Raw genomic sequence first — 16,047 nt, forward strand, 5'->3', positions numbered from 1 at the left:
ATCGCGAGGCTTGGCTTCAGGTCTGTCATTCTGATCGTCCTCGGGGGTGAGACCGCTATAACGCTGATCGCACAGTTTGCTCGGAGGGCTGTCGGCAGTGTGCCGCGATCACACGGGCATTCGGCAGGGAGTCGCAGGCATCAACGAGATGCTCCAAGCGCTTCGCGCGGTCTTGGCCGATGGAGCGCCCCGCTGCATCGCGAAACCGAGTGCGAATTTGCGCAGGGCTAGCGGGGATGACGTCAGCGAGCCGTTGCCGGATCGTCTTCCCTTGACGCAGGTGGACGATGACCTCCGCACCCTGCCTGGCGGGAAACGCGGCGGTGAAGCCGGGATCGGTCTGCAGGTCGGTCAGCGCGAGCAGCCGCGCAATTTCGGGATCGTCCAACTGGATATAGTTGTCTTCTTCGATCTCGCCTCGTACCAACGTCGACACCACGGAAAAGGGAATGCTCATCTTCGCCTGGAGCGCATTCCGATATGGACCCTTCGAATCGCATCCGGGATAACGAACCGCGGCTTGAGGAGCGCGGATTGCGATGGCCTCGATCTCGTCGGAACCGGCGAGCTGGTACGTGACACGCAGCGCCGCCTGCGAGGCCGTTTGCGCGAAATTGCAGGCCGGCGCCGGCTTGTTGTAGACGGCCATGAGCTCGGCCTCGCCGCCAGGGAACAGTTCGATTCGATCGGGCGCGGGCTTGCGGCCGTAGGCGGCGAAGAGACCAGCCTCACCCTCGATAATGGTCTCGGAGGCAATGGCGCCCGCCGCGGCAAGCTGGACGGCCCTGACTGCGTTGGCCGCAGCAAAGCCGGGATGGAAATACATTTCCGAGCCGCCGCTTTGCGGCCACTCGTTGAGTCCACTGGAGGTGTTGGCGGCAATGGCCATCGCGCTGGTCGCGGCGCCTTCGGTCAAGCCCCGCGCGTAGCTGGCCCCAAGCGCAGCGCCAAGCGGCGCCACCAGCCCGGTTGGGCGATGCAGGCGGGCAAGATCGGATGTCATAAGCGCGCGCCCGATCCGCGCTCCGGTCTCGTAGCCGATGATCGCGGCAGCCAGCAGGGCGGCGCCCGACAGCGCAGTTTGTTCTGACAGCGCGAGCAGCGTCGGCCAGATCACCACGCCGTGGTGCGAAATGCTCGCCGCATGCATGTCCTCGCGAACCAGGCCATGGCCCATGACCGCATTGGCGAATGCGGCATCACCGGGATTTGCCAGCAGGCCCGTGCCGATGATCGTGGAGCCGTTGTTGGCCGCATAAGCGGTCGCAATGGCCTGACGGCTCCAGGGATGATCGGAAGCCTCGAATGCGCAGGAGAGAAAATCCAGAAGGCAGATCTTTGCCTTCGCGATGACCTCGGCATCGAAATCCGGCAAGCGGACGGCGAGGACGGAGCGCGCCATTTGCCGCGCCAGGGACGTTTCGCCGGATCCGCTCAGGCCGATGCTCATGAGGATCGCCGCTCCCGCGACTGTTTTCGCCCTTAGCCGCGCATCTGCACTCCGGCCCATTCCTCGACGACCTTCGCAATCGAGGTGAAATCGGAAGATGCACCGTATTTCGCGTTGGTGATGGCCAGCATCTGGCGGACGACCGCGCCGCACACCATCGGTACGCCCATGGCCTCTGCTTCATCCACGCAGAGCCTTACGTCCTTGTATGAAAGCCCGGTCGCAAAGCCGAAATCGAACGTACCCGGAAGCACGGAGCGCGGAAATTTATCTTCGGAAGCGCTGTTGCGACCGCTGCTGGCATTGATGATGTCAATTAGCACCTTGGCATTCACGCCGCCCTTGACGCCCATGGCCACGGCCTCAGAGGTGATCACCAGGGCTGCGGCTGCCATCAGATTGTTGGCGAGCTTCGCCGTCTGGGCCACGCCTGGCTTGTCGCCGGTGTAGAACAGCTTGCCGAAATTCTTCAGGATGGGCTGAACAGTCTCGTAGGTCGCCTGTGGGCACGACACCATCACGGCAAGCGTGCCGTTGACCGCGCCCTTGATGCCGCCGCTCACCGGCGCATCGACGAGGGTCATGCTGCGGGACTTCAATCCCTCCGCGACTTGCTTGGCTGCGCCGGGACCCGTCGTCGACAGGTCGATGATGATCCGGGCGCGGTCTCCCCCGACGATTCCATCGGGTCCCAACGCCACCGCTTTGACGATGTCCGGCGTAGGCAGACTGGTCAGGACGATCTCGGCATGGGACGCCACGTCGGCTGGCGATGCGGCCACCCGCGCGCCGCGCGCTACGAGCGGCTTGGTGGCCTCGCTTTGCGTGTCGTAGACGATGAGGGAATAGCCGGCGTCGAGCAATCGCCCCGCCAGGGGCCCGCCCATGCGGCCCGTGCCAATGAAGCCGAGTGTCTCTCCCGCCATGGTTCACTCCCTGCAACGCGCTTTCGAGCTGCGCGCTCTTATGGTTGTCGTTGTTATTGTCTGTCGTTGTTATGTGTTCGTCGTTGTTCGCGACGGACCGGCATCGTTCGAGCCGTTCCTCCTAACTGTTAAGATTGTCAGTCAATCTGTCAAGCTGGAGAATTTGCAGTCGACAGTTGGTCGCAGCTCGGACTAGGATCGCGAAAACAATTCGGGGAAATCGCCCAGTGCAAGGGAACGAGGCTTCCGGCATCAGCAAGACGCTCGGGGATTTCGTCGCCGGCGCGTCATGGGGGGCGGTTGCGGCGCAGAGTCATGAAGCGAAACGGTCAATCCTGAACTTCTTCGCCACAAGCCTGGGATCTGCCTTTGATCCGGCGGTCAGCACCGCGCTTCGCATCTTGGCTCCATTCAGCGGTGCGGCAAGCTCGGCGATCATCGGCCGGACAGAACGGCTGGATGCGCTTTGCGCGGCGTTCGTCAACGCGATCTCGGCCAATCTGTTGGATTACGACGATACGCATCCCGACACGATCATTCACCCGGCCGCACCGGTCGCGGCTCCCGTGCTGGCGCTTGCAGAAGCGCGCAAGCTCTCGGGGCGCGATGTCTTGACCGCCTTTGTGCTCGGGGTGGAAATCGAGTGCCGTATCGGCAGCGCGGTTTCTCCGGGCCATTATGCACGCGGCTGGCACATCACCTCCACCTGCGGGATATTTGGAGCGGCTGTCGCTAGCGCCAAACTGCTCCGGCTGCCGGCGGAGAGGGTCGCAAACGCGATCGGGATAGCCGCCAGCCAGTCGGCCGGAATCGTGGAGAACCTGCCCACCGCGGCGAAGAATGTGAGCGTTGGCAACGCCGCGCGGAACGGACTCTTTGCCGCTTTGCTGGCGGCGGAAGGATATGCGGCGGCGCCGCGCGCGATCGAAGGGCCGCTGGGCTGGGCGCGGGCCATGGGAGACGAGCTGAACCTGCAACGTCTCACGCGCGGATTGGGCGAAACCTGGGAAATCGCCAAGAACACCTATAAGCCCTATCCCGCCGGGATCGTGTTTCATGCGGTGATCGATGCCTGCTTCAGGCTGCGATCTCGCCTCGAGGGACGCCTCGATCAAATCGCCTCGGTTACGGTAGCGGGCTCTCCACTGCTGCTCGCGCGTGGTGATCGTCCGGTCGAAAACGAACGCGATGCGAGAGTCAGCATTCATCATGCCGTCGCCTGCAGCTTGTGGATCGGTGCCGCCGGTGTGGAAGAGTTTTCGCCGGCCACGGTGTTTCGGCCGGACCTTGTGCGGCTGCGGAGAAAGGTCAGGGCGGAGCTCGATGCGTCGTTGCCGGACGGAGCCGCGCGCGTCACCGTCCGGCTGCTATCGGGCGAGACCTCGACTGAAACCGTGATGTCGCCGCGTGGCAGTCTCGCGGATCCGCTTTCCGATCGCGATATCGAAGCGAAGCTGCGCGCGAGTCTGAGCTTGGGCGGAAGCGACTGGGACGCGGAAGGGCTTATCGATGCCGTGTGGCGCCTCGATACGCTGGACGACGTAACGTCGCTGGTGAGCCCCTCGGATGGGGGCGGGTGGATCGCTCAGCCATCTACAACCGAACCATTTCCCTCAAACATGGAAGGACGATCATGAGCAACAGCAGTCTGTTCGAGAAGGGTCTGAAGGTCCGCAAGGAAGTTCTCGGGGAAGACTACGTCAACAAGTCGATTGCGGGCGCGGACGATTTCACCCGCACCATGGCTGAATGGTCGACCGAGTTCTGCTGGGGCGCCCTATGGACCCGGCCAGGTCTCGACCGCCGTACCCGCAGCATTGTCAACCTGGCGATGCTCGGGGCGCTGAACCGGCCGCACGAACTGAAGCTGCATGTCAAAGGTGCGCTGAAGAACGGACTGACCAAGGATGAGATCAAGGAGATTCTCCTGCAGGTCGCGGTCTATTGCGGCGTGCCTGCGGGCATCGATGCCTTCCGCAATGCCCGTGAGGCGTTCAAGGAGCTGGAGGAGCAGTGACGAGCTCCACAGTGAGTACCTCGAGCCGACGCTAATCAAAAACGAGCCGACGTTCGCGGAGCGGAGACAATAGGTCGCGTCGGATCGCCGCGCCGTGCGCGCTTCACTTGGCTGGACGGTCGGCGCTTGGCTCGCTTGTCGCCGCGCCCCGCAACGGCGCGCGGCTGAGTTCGTTGCCCGCGGCGATTGCTTTTCGCAGCAGTCGCATCAATTCATCGGCTTCCTTTGCAGTGAGCCCCCGCAACATGGTCCGCTGCGCGGCCTCGACCGCCGGCGTGATCCCGCGCAGCGTCTGCTTGCCCTCATCCGTGATCTGGAGCTGGCGGACGCGCCTGTCGTGACTGCTGGACTGGCGGATCACCAAGCCCTTCTGCACGAGACGATCGACGACGCCCGTGATGGTGGTGCGGTCATAGGCGATCAAGCCGGCAAGGGTCGCTTGATCAATTGCAGGATTTGCCCTGATTGCCACCAGCGCCGCATATTGCACGGGCGTGAGGTCGTAGCCCGCTTCCTCGACTTCGGTCAGGAACACCGCGACCGCAATCTGCTGGAAGCGGCGCGCCAAATGTCCGGGCATGTCGTTGATGTCGCTCACCGAATTCTCCAGGAGGTGCCCGCAATGTTGACAAGTATACTGATCATCAGCATACTTATCAATATCGAAAATCTGCGACCTGCCTGAGCGGCTGAAAAGGGAGGACCGGTGTCATGCAATTTCACCTGAACGGATTTGCGCCGGGCGACCCTGAAATTTTTGACCCGGCGGAGCGCATTCCGGCCTCGGGCGCGTCCGGCTCCGTTCCGGAGGAGGTCGATGTCCTGATCATTGGTTGCGGGCCGGCTGGCCTCAATCTGGCGGCCCAGTTGTCTGCTTTTGGCGACATCAAGACCTGCATCGTCGAGCAGAAGTCGGGCCGGCTGCTGCTCGGGCAGGCCGATGGCATCGCCTGCCGTACCATGGAGATGTTCCACGCCTATCAGTTCAGCGAGCGTGTGCTGAAGGAGGCCTGCTGGATCAACGAGACGACGTTCTGGAAGCCGGATGCGAAGACAAGCGACAAGATCGTCCGCAGCGGCAGGGTGCAGGACGTCGAAGACGGGCTCTCGGAGTTTCCGCATGTCGTTTTGAACCAGGCACGTGTGCATGATTTCTTTCTCGACGTCATGCGCAGATCGGCAGCAAAGCTCGAGCCGTACTACGCGCGACGGCTGCTGGAAGTTCGGACCGAGCCTGCCGCCGACTTTGCAGATCACGCGGTGACTGTCAGGCTCGAGCGGATCGATCCATCGCATGAGGGGCAGATCGAAACGGTCAAGGCCCGCTACGTGGTCGGTTGCGACGGCGCACGCAGCACGGTGCGCAAATCGATCGGGCGTGAGCTTCGCGGCGATTCCGCCAACCACGCCTGGGGCGTCATGGATGTGCTGGCTGTCACCGACTTCCCGGATATTCGATTCAAGTCGTTGATCCAGTCAGCCTCCGACGGCAGCATGCTCATCATCCCGCGGGAGGGTGGCTATCTTGTTCGGCTCTATGTCGAACTCGCAAAGCTTGAAATCGGCGAGCGGGTCGCAAACCGCAACATCACCCTGGACGACCTGATCGCAAAAGCGCGGCGGATTCTCAAGCCCTACACGCTGGAGGTCAAAGAGGTCCCCTGGTGGTCGGTCTACGAGATAGGTCAACGGCTCTGCGACAAGTTCGACGACGTGCCAGAAGAGGAGGCAGCGACGCGCCTGCCTCGCGTGTTCATCGCCGGCGATGCCTGTCACACGCACAGCCCGAAAGCGGGGCAGGGCATGAACGTCTCCATGCAGGACACCTTCAACCTCGGATGGAAGCTTGCCTCGGTCCTCCGCAAGCAGTCCGCGCCACGCCTTCTGCACACCTATTCGACGGAACGTCAGGCCGTCGCGAAGGAGCTGATCGACTTCGATCGCCAATGGGCCGCGATCCTCGCCTCTGCCAATCGGCATGGTGAGACCGTCGATCCAGCCGAGACGCAGAGCTATTTCGTCAGGCACGGGCGCTATACCGCGGGCACGGCGACGCACTACCGTCCGTCAATCATCACCGCGGAGCCGATCTACCAGCATCTCGCCGAAGGATTCGTGATCGGCAAACGCTTTCATTCGGCACCGGTCATCCGCCTTGCGGATGCGAAGCCTGTCCACCTCGGTCACGTTGTCAAGGCGGACGGGCGCTTTCGCATCTTCGCCTTTGCCGGAGCGGAAGATCCCGCAGCCGGCAACTCCGCCCTCCGCGCGTTGTGCAGCTTTCTTGCGGACAGCGGGGAGTCTCCTGTCAGGAGGTACACCCCGACGGGGGCGGACATCGACTCGATGATCGACGTCCGTGCCATATTCCAGCAAGGTCATCGCGAACTCGCCATCGAGACCATGCCGGCGCTTCTTCTCCCGCGAAAGGGCCGCTACGGGCTTTGCGATTACGAAAAGATGTTCTGTCCGGATATGAAATCCGGTCACGACATCTTTGCAATGCGCGGCATCAAACGCGAAACCGGGTGCATGGTGGTGGTGCGGCCGGATCAGTATGTTGCGCACGTTCTCCCGCTCGATGGCTACAAGCAGCTTGCGGCGTACTTCGATGGCTTTATGGTGCAGCCGAATTGAATTCAGGGCGTCTGTTCAGCCCCTAGTCGTTGATCTCGGGCGAACTTGCGGCCGGGTTGTCTCCGCCATTCAAGCGCAGGAAGCGGAGTAGCGTTGCAACCCGCGGCAGGTGCAATCTTTCCACCGGCACCATCGCCTTGACCCACAGGTCAGGCACGGCAAAGTCGGGAAGCACGCAGGTCAGCGCGCCGGTCTTGAGATCCTGCGCCGTGATGTAGTCGCTGAGCAGCCCTATCCCCATGCCTTCCTTTGTCGCATCCAGAAGCATCAGCATGTCATTGCTCGACAGCCGGGGAGGAACGGTGACACTGATCACCCCGGTTTCACCAAGGAACGACCAGCTCGCACCCGTCGGCTGGTAGACGATGCAATGATGCGCCGCCAATTGCCGCGGATGCTCAGGTGTGCCTTTCCGCGCGAGATATTCGGGACTGGCAACCAGGCTGCGACGAAGAGGCCATAGGAATTCGTCCGTAACCCCGGCGAAGCTTGCCGGAAATGCCGTGATGGCGATGTCGATCCCTTCAGCACTTGGATTGAGGGGCCCGTCCAGAAGAAGCACCTCCACGTCGATCCCAGGATGCTCGTTGACGAACTGGCGGATCAGGCGGTTGAGACGTACCAGGCCAAGCGTGCTCGGCACCTTGATGCGAATCGAGCCTTCGAGCCGCTGCGTGCCTTTGCGGATCGCTGCAATGGTTTCATCGTAAGCGGAAACGGCGGTCGTAATCCGGGCGAGGTGATATTCGCCTTCGGCGGTCAGGCCGACTCGTCTTGTGGTGCGGTGGAGAAGCGCCGTGCCAACCGCGCGCTCGAGTTGCGAAACCCGCTTCGTGAGGACTGACGTCGCCAGATCGAGCGTTTCCGCTGCCGCCGTGAAGCTGCCGGATTTCGCGACCGCGACGAAAGCCCGCATGTTTTCGAGCATGTCCATTATTCACGATTCACGAAAAGTGAATGCTTGGCAAGCCGGTTTTTCCAACTGGGCGGGCGTGGTTACGGTCCCGGCAAATCAACAAGCGGAGCTGAGGGAAGAGATGCCCGGGTCGATCGTCGAACCGCAACGAACCACACCTCTCTTTGGTGAATATGAACTCGTCGTGCTGGGTGGAGGGCCCGCGGGCCTGATGGCCGCCGTCGCTGCGGGGCGCGCCGGTCGCAAGGTTCTCCTGGTTGAGCGCCACGGTTTTCTCGGCGGAATGGGCACCGCCGCGGGGGTCACGAACTTCTGCGGCCTCTATGCCAATGTTCATGGCGAGCACGTTCAAGTCGTCCGAGGACTGGCCGACGAGCTGCTCGCGAGGATCGAGCGCCTGGGCGGCTTGAACACGCCCCACGTCATCTTCGGCAAGATCCTTGCGCGCTCCTACGACGTGCCCGCCTTCAAGCTTGCCGCCGACGACTTGCTGCTTCAGTCCAAGGTCGATGTCCTCTTTCACGCCTTTGCCGTGGGCGTTGCAATGGCCTCGGAGGGCCTCGTCGACGCGGTGATCTTGGAAACAAAATCCGGGCGCATGGCCGTCAAGGGCCGCCTCTTCGTCGACGCTTCCGGCGACGGTGACCTGGCTGTCTGGGCGGGCGCGCCCTTCGAAAAGGGTGATGGCTCCGGCAACATGCTCTATCCCTCCACGATGTTTCGGATCAATGGCGTCGATCCGGAGCGGGCCGGTGAGGCATGGTCGACGATTCCGAGACTGATGGAGCAGGCGGAAGCCGAAGGACGCTTCTCCTTTCCGCGCAAGGGGGCAATCGTCCGGCCGCAGAAGAATCCCATCGAATGGCGTGTCAACATCACTCAGCTTCATGAGGCGGATGGCTCGGCTGTCGACGGCACTGACGCGGCCAGCCTCAGTCGCGGCGAGCTGCAGGGCCGCGAGCAGGTGCTGCGCACCTTTCGGTTCCTGCAGACGGTGCCGGGCTTTGAGAACTCGTACATCGTCGATATAGCGCCGCAACTCGGCATCCGCGAGACCCGGCGGATCGCCGGGGATTACGTTCTATCCGAGGACGACGTGCTCGGCTGCGCCGATTTCGCAGACAGCATAGGTCGGAATGGCTGGCCGATCGAGGAGCACGCGCAAGGCGATGTCGCCTGGCGCTGGCCGGGTATCCCGAACGCGCGGGGCTACAATCAATTGCCGTACCGAATGATCCTTCCGCGCGCGATCGACAACATGTTCGTCGTCGGCCGCTGCGCGTCGATGACGCATCTTGGTCAGTCCGCGGCCCGCGTGACGGGCGCTTGCTTTGCCATGGGAGAGGCCGCCGGCACCGCCGCGGATATTGCCCTGCGCAGCAATATTCGGCCGCGCGCCGTCGATCCGAAGGCGCTACAGGATGCTCTCGTGGGGCAGGGAGTGCTCCTGTGAGCTCCGTTTCACCCATCTCCGCCACGTCGGCATCCGACGGACAGACGCGCCTTGCGCCGGCCTTCCGCTGGGCCGTTCTCTTTATCTCCTGGACCGCTGTGACGCTGACCTTTACGGATCGGCTCGCATGGGCAACCGTGGCCGTTGCCGCGGGCCAGTCGCTTGGTATTCCCGTGGCCGCGCTCGGCGTCTTTGTCACGGCCTTTTACACCGGCTACGTCGTTTCGAACGTGGTTGGCGGACTTTCGAGTGACCGGCTAGGGCCCGAGCGCGTGATGTTGATGTCGCTTGTGCCGCTCGGGATCGCGACGTTCTGCTTCGGCTTTACATCGAGTGTTCCTTTCGGCTTCGCCCTGCAGATGTTGATGGGCCTGTCCGCAGGGGCCAATCACTCGGCCACGGTCAAGTTGGTCGTATCCTGGTTTGGCCTGGCCGAGCGAGGTCGCGCAATGGGCCTGCTGACGAGCGCCAATTCGTTTGGCGTAGTGGTCGCTAACGCGCTCGTTCCGAACCTGGGTGCCATCTTAGGGTGGGGCGGTGCTTACCATGTGCTGGGGCTCGCAACCTCGCTGTTCGGCTTGTTCGCCTTCTTCGCCTTGCGCAACCGCAAGGCTCCGGGAGCGCCGCCACGGAGTGCGCGGTTCGATCCGCTGGTTGTCTTCCGCGATCGTAATCTGACGCTGCTGGCCGTCGCAGGATTCTGCGCGATGTGGGGAACGTGGGGCGTGGCATTCTGGGCGAATGCGCTGATGACCAAGCGGTTCGGCATGACGTCAGTGGAAACGGGAAGCCTGATGGCGCTGTTCGGTGCAGCCGGCCTGATATCGAAGCCCGTCATGGGATTTGTGCTCGACCTCGTCGGCGCGCCGCGGAAAAAGGCGGTTCTGGTCGTACTATTTGGTGGATTTGCAATCACTCTCGCGGGATATGGCCTGTTGAGCGATGTCACCCAGCTTCGGATCGTTACCCCGGTGCTTGGTCTTTTTGCGTTCGTCTACACACCCGTATTGGTCGCTCTGGTCAGCGAAATTGCCGGGATGCAGCGCACCGGGACCGCCGTCGGCATAACGAACGCCGTCTGGCAAGTCGGCAGCATCGTCGTTCCCATCGCGATCGGGCTCGTATTCTCCGCGACGGCATCCTTCAAGCTCGCATTTCTGACGCTTGCCGCGGGTCCTCTGGTTGCCGCGTTACTCACGCTCTTCGTCCGCTACAAGGCCGAAGATGAGATCACCCGTATCGCGGCTTGATCCCCAACCCTGGCGACAGCCTCGGTCATCGCCGGTGCACCCGACGTGTACACGAGATCTGAAGGCGACAGGACCGGCATGTAGTCGGTCGGCCTTCCCGTTCGAATGGCGGACGAGACGTGCTGCGGCTCCGACACCACCGGAATGATGGTGACGTTAGGGAATAGCGCGAGACGCCACAGCGCGCGGTCCATATAGAACGACTGGAGCTTGCGCGCGCCAACGATGAAAACAAGATCGCGTTGCGGTCGTCATTTCGAGATGATCTGGCATCACACTTAATCACCATGCTGACTGCTTGAACCAGCCGGGCTGCGAGCTCCGGCCTCGCTGCAGCTCGCACCCGGCTGAATTCCCGGTCATTGCTCGGATTTGCACGGGCTGCAATTCCAGCGCAGCGCGCCTCGCACGCGGTTGTGGCTGCGACGATTGGCCGAACTCCCAAGTCGGAGATCCCAACAATCGTCGGTCGGATTGCAGCCATCCTCGTCCGGAGACCATTCACATCCGCTCTTTGATTCCGCTTTTCAGCAACCACCAGTTGGCGGGATAGGAGGTCAGGAAGCCGAACATCATGGCGATCTGCATCATGAACCAGAACTCGAAACTGTTCACGGCTAGGCTCGTCCCGAGTAGGTAGCGAAACAGGTAGAAATAGGCAAAAGCCATGAAGGCATACATGCCGATCTGCCAGGCCGTAATCGAGATCGTGTCGGCTTTCGCTGCTGCGGCCAATCCTTGCCAAAGTGAAAGGCCTCTCATCGGCGCGATCGTGAAATATTGAAAGAGAATGCCAAACGCGTAGGCAAACAGATAATCGACGATCCAGACCGCGAAGATCTTTTCTTGAAATATGCTCTGCCAACCAAAGGCGATCGCGATCGCGGGGACCGCGAAGACGAGCCACTCGGCGCAAATGTCGCCTAACGTGCAGCCGCTGCCGCAATGCAAGGAGCCGTTGGCGACCATGATGGGAAAGGGTGTGAGCCGCATGTTGGGCGGATCCCGGTTGTTGGCTCTTGCTTTCCGGGCCATGTCGCGAGTCGCCAATCGGCCATAGGAGAAATACTGCCAAACGATCCAGGCGGTGCCGAACAATGCGGTCACCGGCCAAACGATATTCATGATCCACATATGCTGCGGATGGACCGCGACATCAAGCGCGAGGAGGATGGCGCATAGCGCGCCAAGGCAGAGCACGACGATGGACAAATAGTGTAGCCAGTCGGGGACCAAGCGAAGGCTCCAACGCTGCGGGGATTCCCCGAGCGAACCTGGACTCGCCGTCTTTGTTCCAAAGCGAAGCCTTTTCGCCTGGCGCGCGAGGTTCCTGAAGCACTTAGGCCGCGCGCGCGTCTCGTCGTTCCTTCGCGTCTTGTGCGGTGGGTTGCCCATCGGTGGGACGGGCGCCAGGACCGGGGTGCGTGATGACTTCCTTGGCAAAGAGCGGTTCGCCGCATTCCGAGCACACCATGACGGGGTCGAACAGCTTTCCGCATGTCTTGTGTTCATGGAGTAGCGGGCGGCCGCGCTCGTCGAGCATGTGGGTATCGCCCCAATGCACCAGAGCCATCATGATCGGATGGAGATCGAGACCCCTTTGGGTCAAGATGTACTCGTAGCGCTTGGGAGACTCCTGGTAGGAAACGCGACGCAGCACCCCGTTGCGTACCAGTTTCTTCAAGCGCTCGGCCAGGAGGTGGCGGGTGATACCGAGCGCCGACTGGAATTGCTCGAAGCGCCGCTTGCGAAGAAAACACTCCCGCAGAATGAGCAGCGTCCATCGGTCACCGATCACGCCGATGGTTCGAGCCAGCGAGCACGGCTCTTCTTCCAGGGCATCCCACTTCATCCCAACTCTCCGATGTGCCGTCGCAATGCCTGCCTCGACCCGGAGGCGGCAGAGCCTGCATTCTAAATTGGTACTTTGCCAAAGCCAAACGCGCCTCTCCGGCGCACTCGAGAGCCTAATTACGACCGGTGACCCTTAGATTGACAGTTCAAATTTAGAACTATAGTAATCGAGGGTGCCCGTTCGCGGCTGCATTCCCAGTCCTGGCTGACGGGCGTGACGCTCGGGCGAAGGAGGACGGCCGGTGCCAAGTCCCTTGAAGGTTGAGTTCCAGTTCGATTTCGGCAGCCCGAATGCCTATCTGGCTCAGCTCGTCATTCCCTCGATCGAACGCCGCACGGGCGTGAAGTTCGAATACGTGCCGGTGCTGCTCGGCGGCATCTACAAGGCGACCGGCAATAGGTCGCCCGCGGAGTCGCTTCGTGGCATTAAGAACAAGCCCGAATACATGGCGTTGGAGACCCAGCGCTTCATTCGCCGCCACAACATCACGACCTTTCACCAGAACCCGTTCTTTCCGGTGAACACCCTGATGCTGATGCGGGGTGCGGTCGCCGCCCAGTTCGAAGGGCTCTTCGAGCCGTATTTCCGGGCGGCCTACCACCATATGTGGGAGGAGCCGAAGAAGATGGATGATATCGAAGTCTTCCGCGCCGCTTTCAAGTCATCAGGGCTGGACATCGACAGGCTCATCGCGCGGGCGCAACAGGACGACGTGAAGAAGCGGCTCATCGATCTGACCGCCGATGCCGTCAACCGCGGCGCCTTCGGCTCGCCCACCTTCTTTGTCGGCGACGAGATGTTCTTTGGCAAGGATCAGTTGCGCGATGTCGAGGAGTGCATTGTCGAACAGACACGGTAGCTCGCGGCCAAGACAGCGTGAGCTGCGCTTGCCCTGTACCCCTGCGCGGCCGCAGAAGGACGACCGTCGAACAGCGAAGCAGCAGGCGCTCGCAGGAACGACGCGAATAGTTCAAAAAGGGAACTGCTGGCAGAGTCTCTTGAAGCTGGCCGCTTCGGCCCGATGACCGGGATCAAAGCCAATGACCTGGAGGCAATCATGCAGAAGAGGAACGCGACGGCCGCCGTGATCGGCGCGGGCGACTATATCGGGGCGGAAATCGCCAGGAGATTCGCAGCCGAGGGCTTTAAGGTTTTCGCCGGCAGGCGCAATGGCGATAAGCTCGCGCCGCTCGTCAAGCAGATCGAGGAGAGCGGTGGCGAAGTCCATGCGCGCTCGCTCGACGCGCGAAAGGAAGAGGAAATCATCTCCTTCCTCGACGATGCCGATAAGCAAGCACCGCTTGAGGTCTGCATCTTCAACATCGGCGCCAACGTCAACTTCCCGATCCTCGAGACCACCGAGCGTGTCTTTCGCAAAGTCTGGGAGATGGCGTGCTACTCGGGATTCCTTGCGGGTCGCGAGGCAGCGCGGCTGATGCTCCCCCGCGGCAAGGGGCACATCTTCTTCACCGGCGCCACGGCGAGCCTGCGGGGAGGGATCGGCTACGCCGCCTTCGCAAGCGCCAAATTCGGCTTAAGAGCCGTAGCGCAGGCGATGGCTCGGGAGTTGGGGCCGAAGAATATCCACGTCGCTCATCTCATCATCGACTCCGGCGTGGATACCGAGTGGGTCCGGCAGCGGCGGCTCGAGGCGCTGGGACCAGACGCGCTGAATGACCCTGATGCCCTGATGCCGCCCGCATCCGTCGCCGATGCATATTGGCAGCTCTATCAACAGCCGCGCACCGCCTGGACATTCGAAATGGAGATACGGCCGTTCAAGGAGAAATGGTGAAGCAGACCTACCGTTTTGCACACAACTGGCGAGGCGGCGGGCTGTGTCCTTGAGTCGTCGGCCACGTCCAATGAAATTTTGATCTTCGGAGAGAACCGAACTATATCGCCGCTCGAAAGGACGGGCGATGTTTGGAAAAAAGCGGCAAGAGAAAATAGCGCGGGATCAAGAGGCGCGGGAGGCGCAGGCCCGATTCGAGCGAAACGAGAGTGTCGGCAAGGAGATCTCTGCCCGGATCGCTGATCTGAAGAACGTGCAGCGCGACAACTTGCCTGATGCAGCCTTTATGCTGTTCATGCAGGCAAAGCAGCAAAGCGAGCTGATTCGGCGATCCATCGAGAACGGCGCAAATCATGATTTCACTTTCGGTGGGATAACCGACAGCGACTTCGCGACCTACCTCGCGGAAGGGGTTGCGGGCGCGCTGCGGGATCACATCACGCGTTCGCAGACATTCTTCGAGGCGATGTCCGAGCAGTTGCCCGACGTGCGTTTCACGATCGAGCAGCAGGACGCCATCTCAATGATTGCTGCCATGCTCCGTGAGCAGCGGTTGGAAGGCATCCTGCAAGGTCTGCGGCTTGCCGGTCTCCTGAATGGAGCGCCAGACCGCCGCCGTACCAGCCTGGAGACGGACGAGATGTAGCCGGGGAGAGCCTGCCTCCCGGGCCTTCTTCGAAGATCCGCGCATCAACGCAAAGCTGCGCAAGGATATCAGCGTCGACAGCGTCGAGCTCGCCCTCAACATGGCGCACGCGTTTCATGGCTACGTCGAGGGCGGCCGCGTGTCGCGCGAACTGGGTGGCACCGTCACCTTGTGTTGGGCCATGATCCTGCTGGCTGCTGCCGCCGCCATCGTCTTGATGGTCGCGATCCAGAGCCGGACGTGGGTGGCGGTCCCGGGCGAAGCTTGGGCAGGCTTCTGGTACGCAGGCATCGTCGGCATGTTTCTTGGTTCAGTCGCTTGGTACCAGGGATTGGCCGCAGGCGGTATTGCGCGCATCGGACAGCTCAATCTGGTCCAGCCGATTGTGGCTCTTGGCTTGTCCGCGCTCTTTGCTGGGCGAGCATCTCTCTTGGCCGTTTCTGGCGACGGCGGTCGTGGTCCTGCTGTCCATGGCGGTCTGCATCCGCAGCCGCTTCCCGGTGATGGAGAAAGACCGGACGCGAGTGTGATCGCATGGAACGTGACCGTCTCAACACCTGCACACAACAGCGTCAGAGACCTCCCGCGATATGAGGACCAAATCATTGCATCGTGAAGGAGCCGGTCTGCTGGTTTAGGCCGGGGCTACCGCTGCAGTGAGGCCGGCCGCCGGAGCCCTTGTAGGCATTCGCCGAGACGAAGCCAGTGGTGGTACCGCCGACGACATTGACCTGGATCTGGAATTGGCAGCCATTGGAGCCGTTCTGATACCGAACGGTGCACAGGAGGGTGCCTCCCGTCGCTGATGCGCTGAAAGTACCGGTTTTGTTATTTGCTATACTGAAGGGTGGCGAAATCGAAGCGCTGGGTGAGCAGTTTACCGTATCAAGCGAGATTGCCGCACCAAACGAATTCTGCACTGAGAAGGTGGTACTGACCGTCTGGGCAATGGCTGCATTCGTCAAGCCGAGCGCGAGCATCCCGGCGAATAATGCGCCCGAAGAGGCTTTCGATAGGGTTCTTCGCATTGTCATCCTGGTCGTCTGTTCGAGTTTCCAGCTTGTGCTCGCTATCTGCCTTTTGAGCGCCGCTGTCTTGCGGA

General features: G+C 61.7%; 16 protein-coding genes. 9 read left to right on the forward strand and 7 right to left on the reverse strand.

Annotation, left to right across the window (positions count from 1 at the left end; all coding sequences use genetic code 11):
* Window positions 1-55 precede the first annotated feature (55 nt).
* Together F758_RS0116365 and F758_RS0116370 are read right to left on the reverse strand one after the other, a co-directional pair.
* Entirely contained in the window at window positions 56-1,450 is a 1,395-nt protein-coding gene (locus F758_RS0116365) for an MmgE/PrpD family protein (RefSeq protein WP_024508869.1), read from the reverse strand.
* Between the two features lie 32 nt (window positions 1,451-1,482).
* On the reverse strand, window positions 1,483-2,376 hold the full coding sequence (locus tag F758_RS0116370; protein WP_024508870.1) for an NAD(P)-dependent oxidoreductase: 894 nt from the start codon (window positions 2,374-2,376) through the stop codon (window positions 1,483-1,485).
* Window positions 2,377-2,603: 227 nt separating this feature from the next.
* Here F758_RS0116370 and F758_RS0116375 point away from each other — a divergent pair, with 227 nt between their 5' ends.
* Window positions 2,604-4,013 (forward strand): MmgE/PrpD family protein, encoded by a 1,410-nt coding sequence (locus tag F758_RS0116375; RefSeq protein WP_024508871.1) that lies wholly within the window; start codon window positions 2,604-2,606, stop codon window positions 4,011-4,013.
* A complete protein-coding gene (locus tag F758_RS0116380) occupies window positions 4,010-4,393 on the forward strand; it encodes a carboxymuconolactone decarboxylase family protein (protein ID WP_024508872.1) in 384 nt (127 codons plus the stop codon). The genes F758_RS0116375 and F758_RS0116380 overlap by 4 nt, the downstream gene beginning before the upstream one ends.
* 103 nt (window positions 4,394-4,496) lie before the next feature.
* On the opposite strand, the gene F758_RS0116385 is transcribed toward F758_RS0116380, so the two are convergent.
* The gene (locus F758_RS0116385) at window positions 4,497-4,991 is read right to left on the reverse strand and encodes a MarR family winged helix-turn-helix transcriptional regulator (RefSeq protein WP_024508873.1); all 495 of its coding nucleotides are present in this window, start codon (window positions 4,989-4,991) and stop codon (window positions 4,497-4,499) included.
* A gap of 113 nt (window positions 4,992-5,104) precedes the next feature.
* On the opposite strand from F758_RS0116385, the gene F758_RS0116390 reads away from it, so the two are divergent.
* Window positions 5,105-7,030 carry an FAD-binding monooxygenase gene (locus tag F758_RS0116390; RefSeq protein ID WP_024508874.1) on the forward strand — a complete coding sequence of 642 codons (1,926 nt, stop codon included), beginning with the start codon at window positions 5,105-5,107 and terminating at the stop codon, window positions 7,028-7,030.
* 22 nt (window positions 7,031-7,052) lie between these two features.
* On the opposite strand, the gene F758_RS0116395 is transcribed toward F758_RS0116390, so the two are convergent.
* Entirely contained in the window at window positions 7,053-7,964 is a 912-nt protein-coding gene (locus tag F758_RS0116395) for a LysR family transcriptional regulator (protein WP_024508875.1), read from the reverse strand.
* Window positions 7,965-8,067: 103 nt separating this feature from the next.
* Here F758_RS0116395 and F758_RS0116400 point away from each other — a divergent pair, with 103 nt between their 5' ends.
* Both F758_RS0116400 and F758_RS0116405 read left to right on the forward strand, forming a co-directional pair.
* Window positions 8,068-9,399 (forward strand): FAD-dependent oxidoreductase, encoded by a 1,332-nt coding sequence (locus F758_RS0116400; RefSeq protein ID WP_035722266.1) that lies wholly within the window; start codon window positions 8,068-8,070, stop codon window positions 9,397-9,399.
* Complete coding sequence (locus F758_RS0116405) at window positions 9,396-10,649, forward strand: MFS transporter (RefSeq protein WP_024508877.1); 1,254 nt, start codon at window positions 9,396-9,398, stop codon at window positions 10,647-10,649. The genes F758_RS0116400 and F758_RS0116405 overlap by 4 nt, the downstream gene beginning before the upstream one ends.
* 501 nt (window positions 10,650-11,150) lie before the next feature.
* On the opposite strand, the gene F758_RS0116410 is transcribed toward F758_RS0116405, so the two are convergent.
* The gene (locus F758_RS0116410; RefSeq protein WP_024508878.1) at window positions 11,151-11,885 is read right to left on the reverse strand and encodes a DUF4396 domain-containing protein; all 735 of its coding nucleotides are present in this window, start codon (window positions 11,883-11,885) and stop codon (window positions 11,151-11,153) included.
* 103 nt (window positions 11,886-11,988) lie between these two features.
* Entirely contained in the window at window positions 11,989-12,501 is a 513-nt protein-coding gene (locus F758_RS0116415; protein ID WP_024508879.1) for a winged helix-turn-helix transcriptional regulator, read from the reverse strand.
* 244 nt (window positions 12,502-12,745) lie between these two features.
* Here F758_RS0116415 and F758_RS44075 point away from each other — a divergent pair, with 244 nt between their 5' ends.
* The 4 genes from F758_RS44075 (at window position 12,746) to F758_RS46530 (ending at window position 15,561) form a co-directional block, all read left to right on the forward strand.
* A complete protein-coding gene (locus tag F758_RS44075; protein ID WP_035722241.1) occupies window positions 12,746-13,363 on the forward strand; it encodes a 2-hydroxychromene-2-carboxylate isomerase in 618 nt (205 codons plus the stop codon).
* Between the two features lie 198 nt (window positions 13,364-13,561).
* Window positions 13,562-14,299, forward strand: a complete 738-nt coding sequence (locus tag F758_RS0116425) for an SDR family oxidoreductase (protein WP_024508880.1) — start codon at window positions 13,562-13,564, stop codon at window positions 14,297-14,299.
* Window positions 14,300-14,552: 253 nt separating this feature from the next.
* Window positions 14,553-14,945: a hypothetical protein gene (locus F758_RS0116430; RefSeq protein ID WP_157450038.1), complete on the forward strand. Its 393-nt coding sequence runs from the start codon at window positions 14,553-14,555 to the stop codon at window positions 14,943-14,945.
* Complete coding sequence (locus F758_RS46530) at window positions 14,896-15,561, forward strand: EamA family transporter (RefSeq protein ID WP_051386912.1); 666 nt, start codon at window positions 14,896-14,898, stop codon at window positions 15,559-15,561. Before F758_RS0116430 ends, F758_RS46530 begins: the two co-directional genes overlap by 50 nt.
* On the opposite strand, the gene F758_RS0116440 is transcribed toward F758_RS46530, so the two are convergent.
* Window positions 15,548-15,973 (reverse strand): hypothetical protein, encoded by a 426-nt coding sequence (locus tag F758_RS0116440; protein ID WP_157450039.1) that lies wholly within the window; start codon window positions 15,971-15,973, stop codon window positions 15,548-15,550. The two genes, F758_RS46530 and F758_RS0116440, sit on opposite strands and share 14 nt — an antisense overlap.
* Between the last annotated feature and the right edge of the window lie 74 nt (window positions 15,974-16,047).

The organism is Bradyrhizobium sp. ARR65 (assembly GCF_000472385.1).
Lineage (GTDB): Bacteria > Pseudomonadota > Alphaproteobacteria > Rhizobiales > Xanthobacteraceae > Bradyrhizobium.

Coding starts and splice junctions, on each gene's coding strand:
- F758_RS0116370 (WP_024508870.1), bottom strand. CDS start 2,376: ATGGCGGGAGAGACACTCGGCTTCATTGGCACGGGCCGCATGGGCGGG.
- F758_RS0116365 (WP_024508869.1), bottom strand. CDS start 1,450: ATGAGCATCGGCCTGAGCGGATCCGGCGAAACGTCCCTGGCGCGGCAA.
- F758_RS0116390 (WP_024508874.1), top strand. CDS start 5,105: ATGCAATTTCACCTGAACGGATTTGCGCCGGGCGACCCTGAAATTTTT.
- F758_RS0116395 (WP_024508875.1), bottom strand. CDS start 7,964: ATGGACATGCTCGAAAACATGCGGGCTTTCGTCGCGGTCGCGAAATCC.
- F758_RS0116400 (WP_035722266.1), top strand. CDS start 8,068: ATGCCCGGGTCGATCGTCGAACCGCAACGAACCACACCTCTCTTTGGT.
- F758_RS46530 (WP_051386912.1), top strand. CDS start 14,896: ATGGAGCGCCAGACCGCCGCCGTACCAGCCTGGAGACGGACGAGATGT.
- F758_RS0116425 (WP_024508880.1), top strand. CDS start 13,562: ATGCAGAAGAGGAACGCGACGGCCGCCGTGATCGGCGCGGGCGACTAT.
- F758_RS0116415 (WP_024508879.1), bottom strand. CDS start 12,501: ATGAAGTGGGATGCCCTGGAAGAAGAGCCGTGCTCGCTGGCTCGAACC.
- F758_RS0116440 (WP_157450039.1), bottom strand. CDS start 15,973: ATGCGAAGAACCCTATCGAAAGCCTCTTCGGGCGCATTATTCGCCGGG.
- F758_RS0116380 (WP_024508872.1), top strand. CDS start 4,010: ATGAGCAACAGCAGTCTGTTCGAGAAGGGTCTGAAGGTCCGCAAGGAA.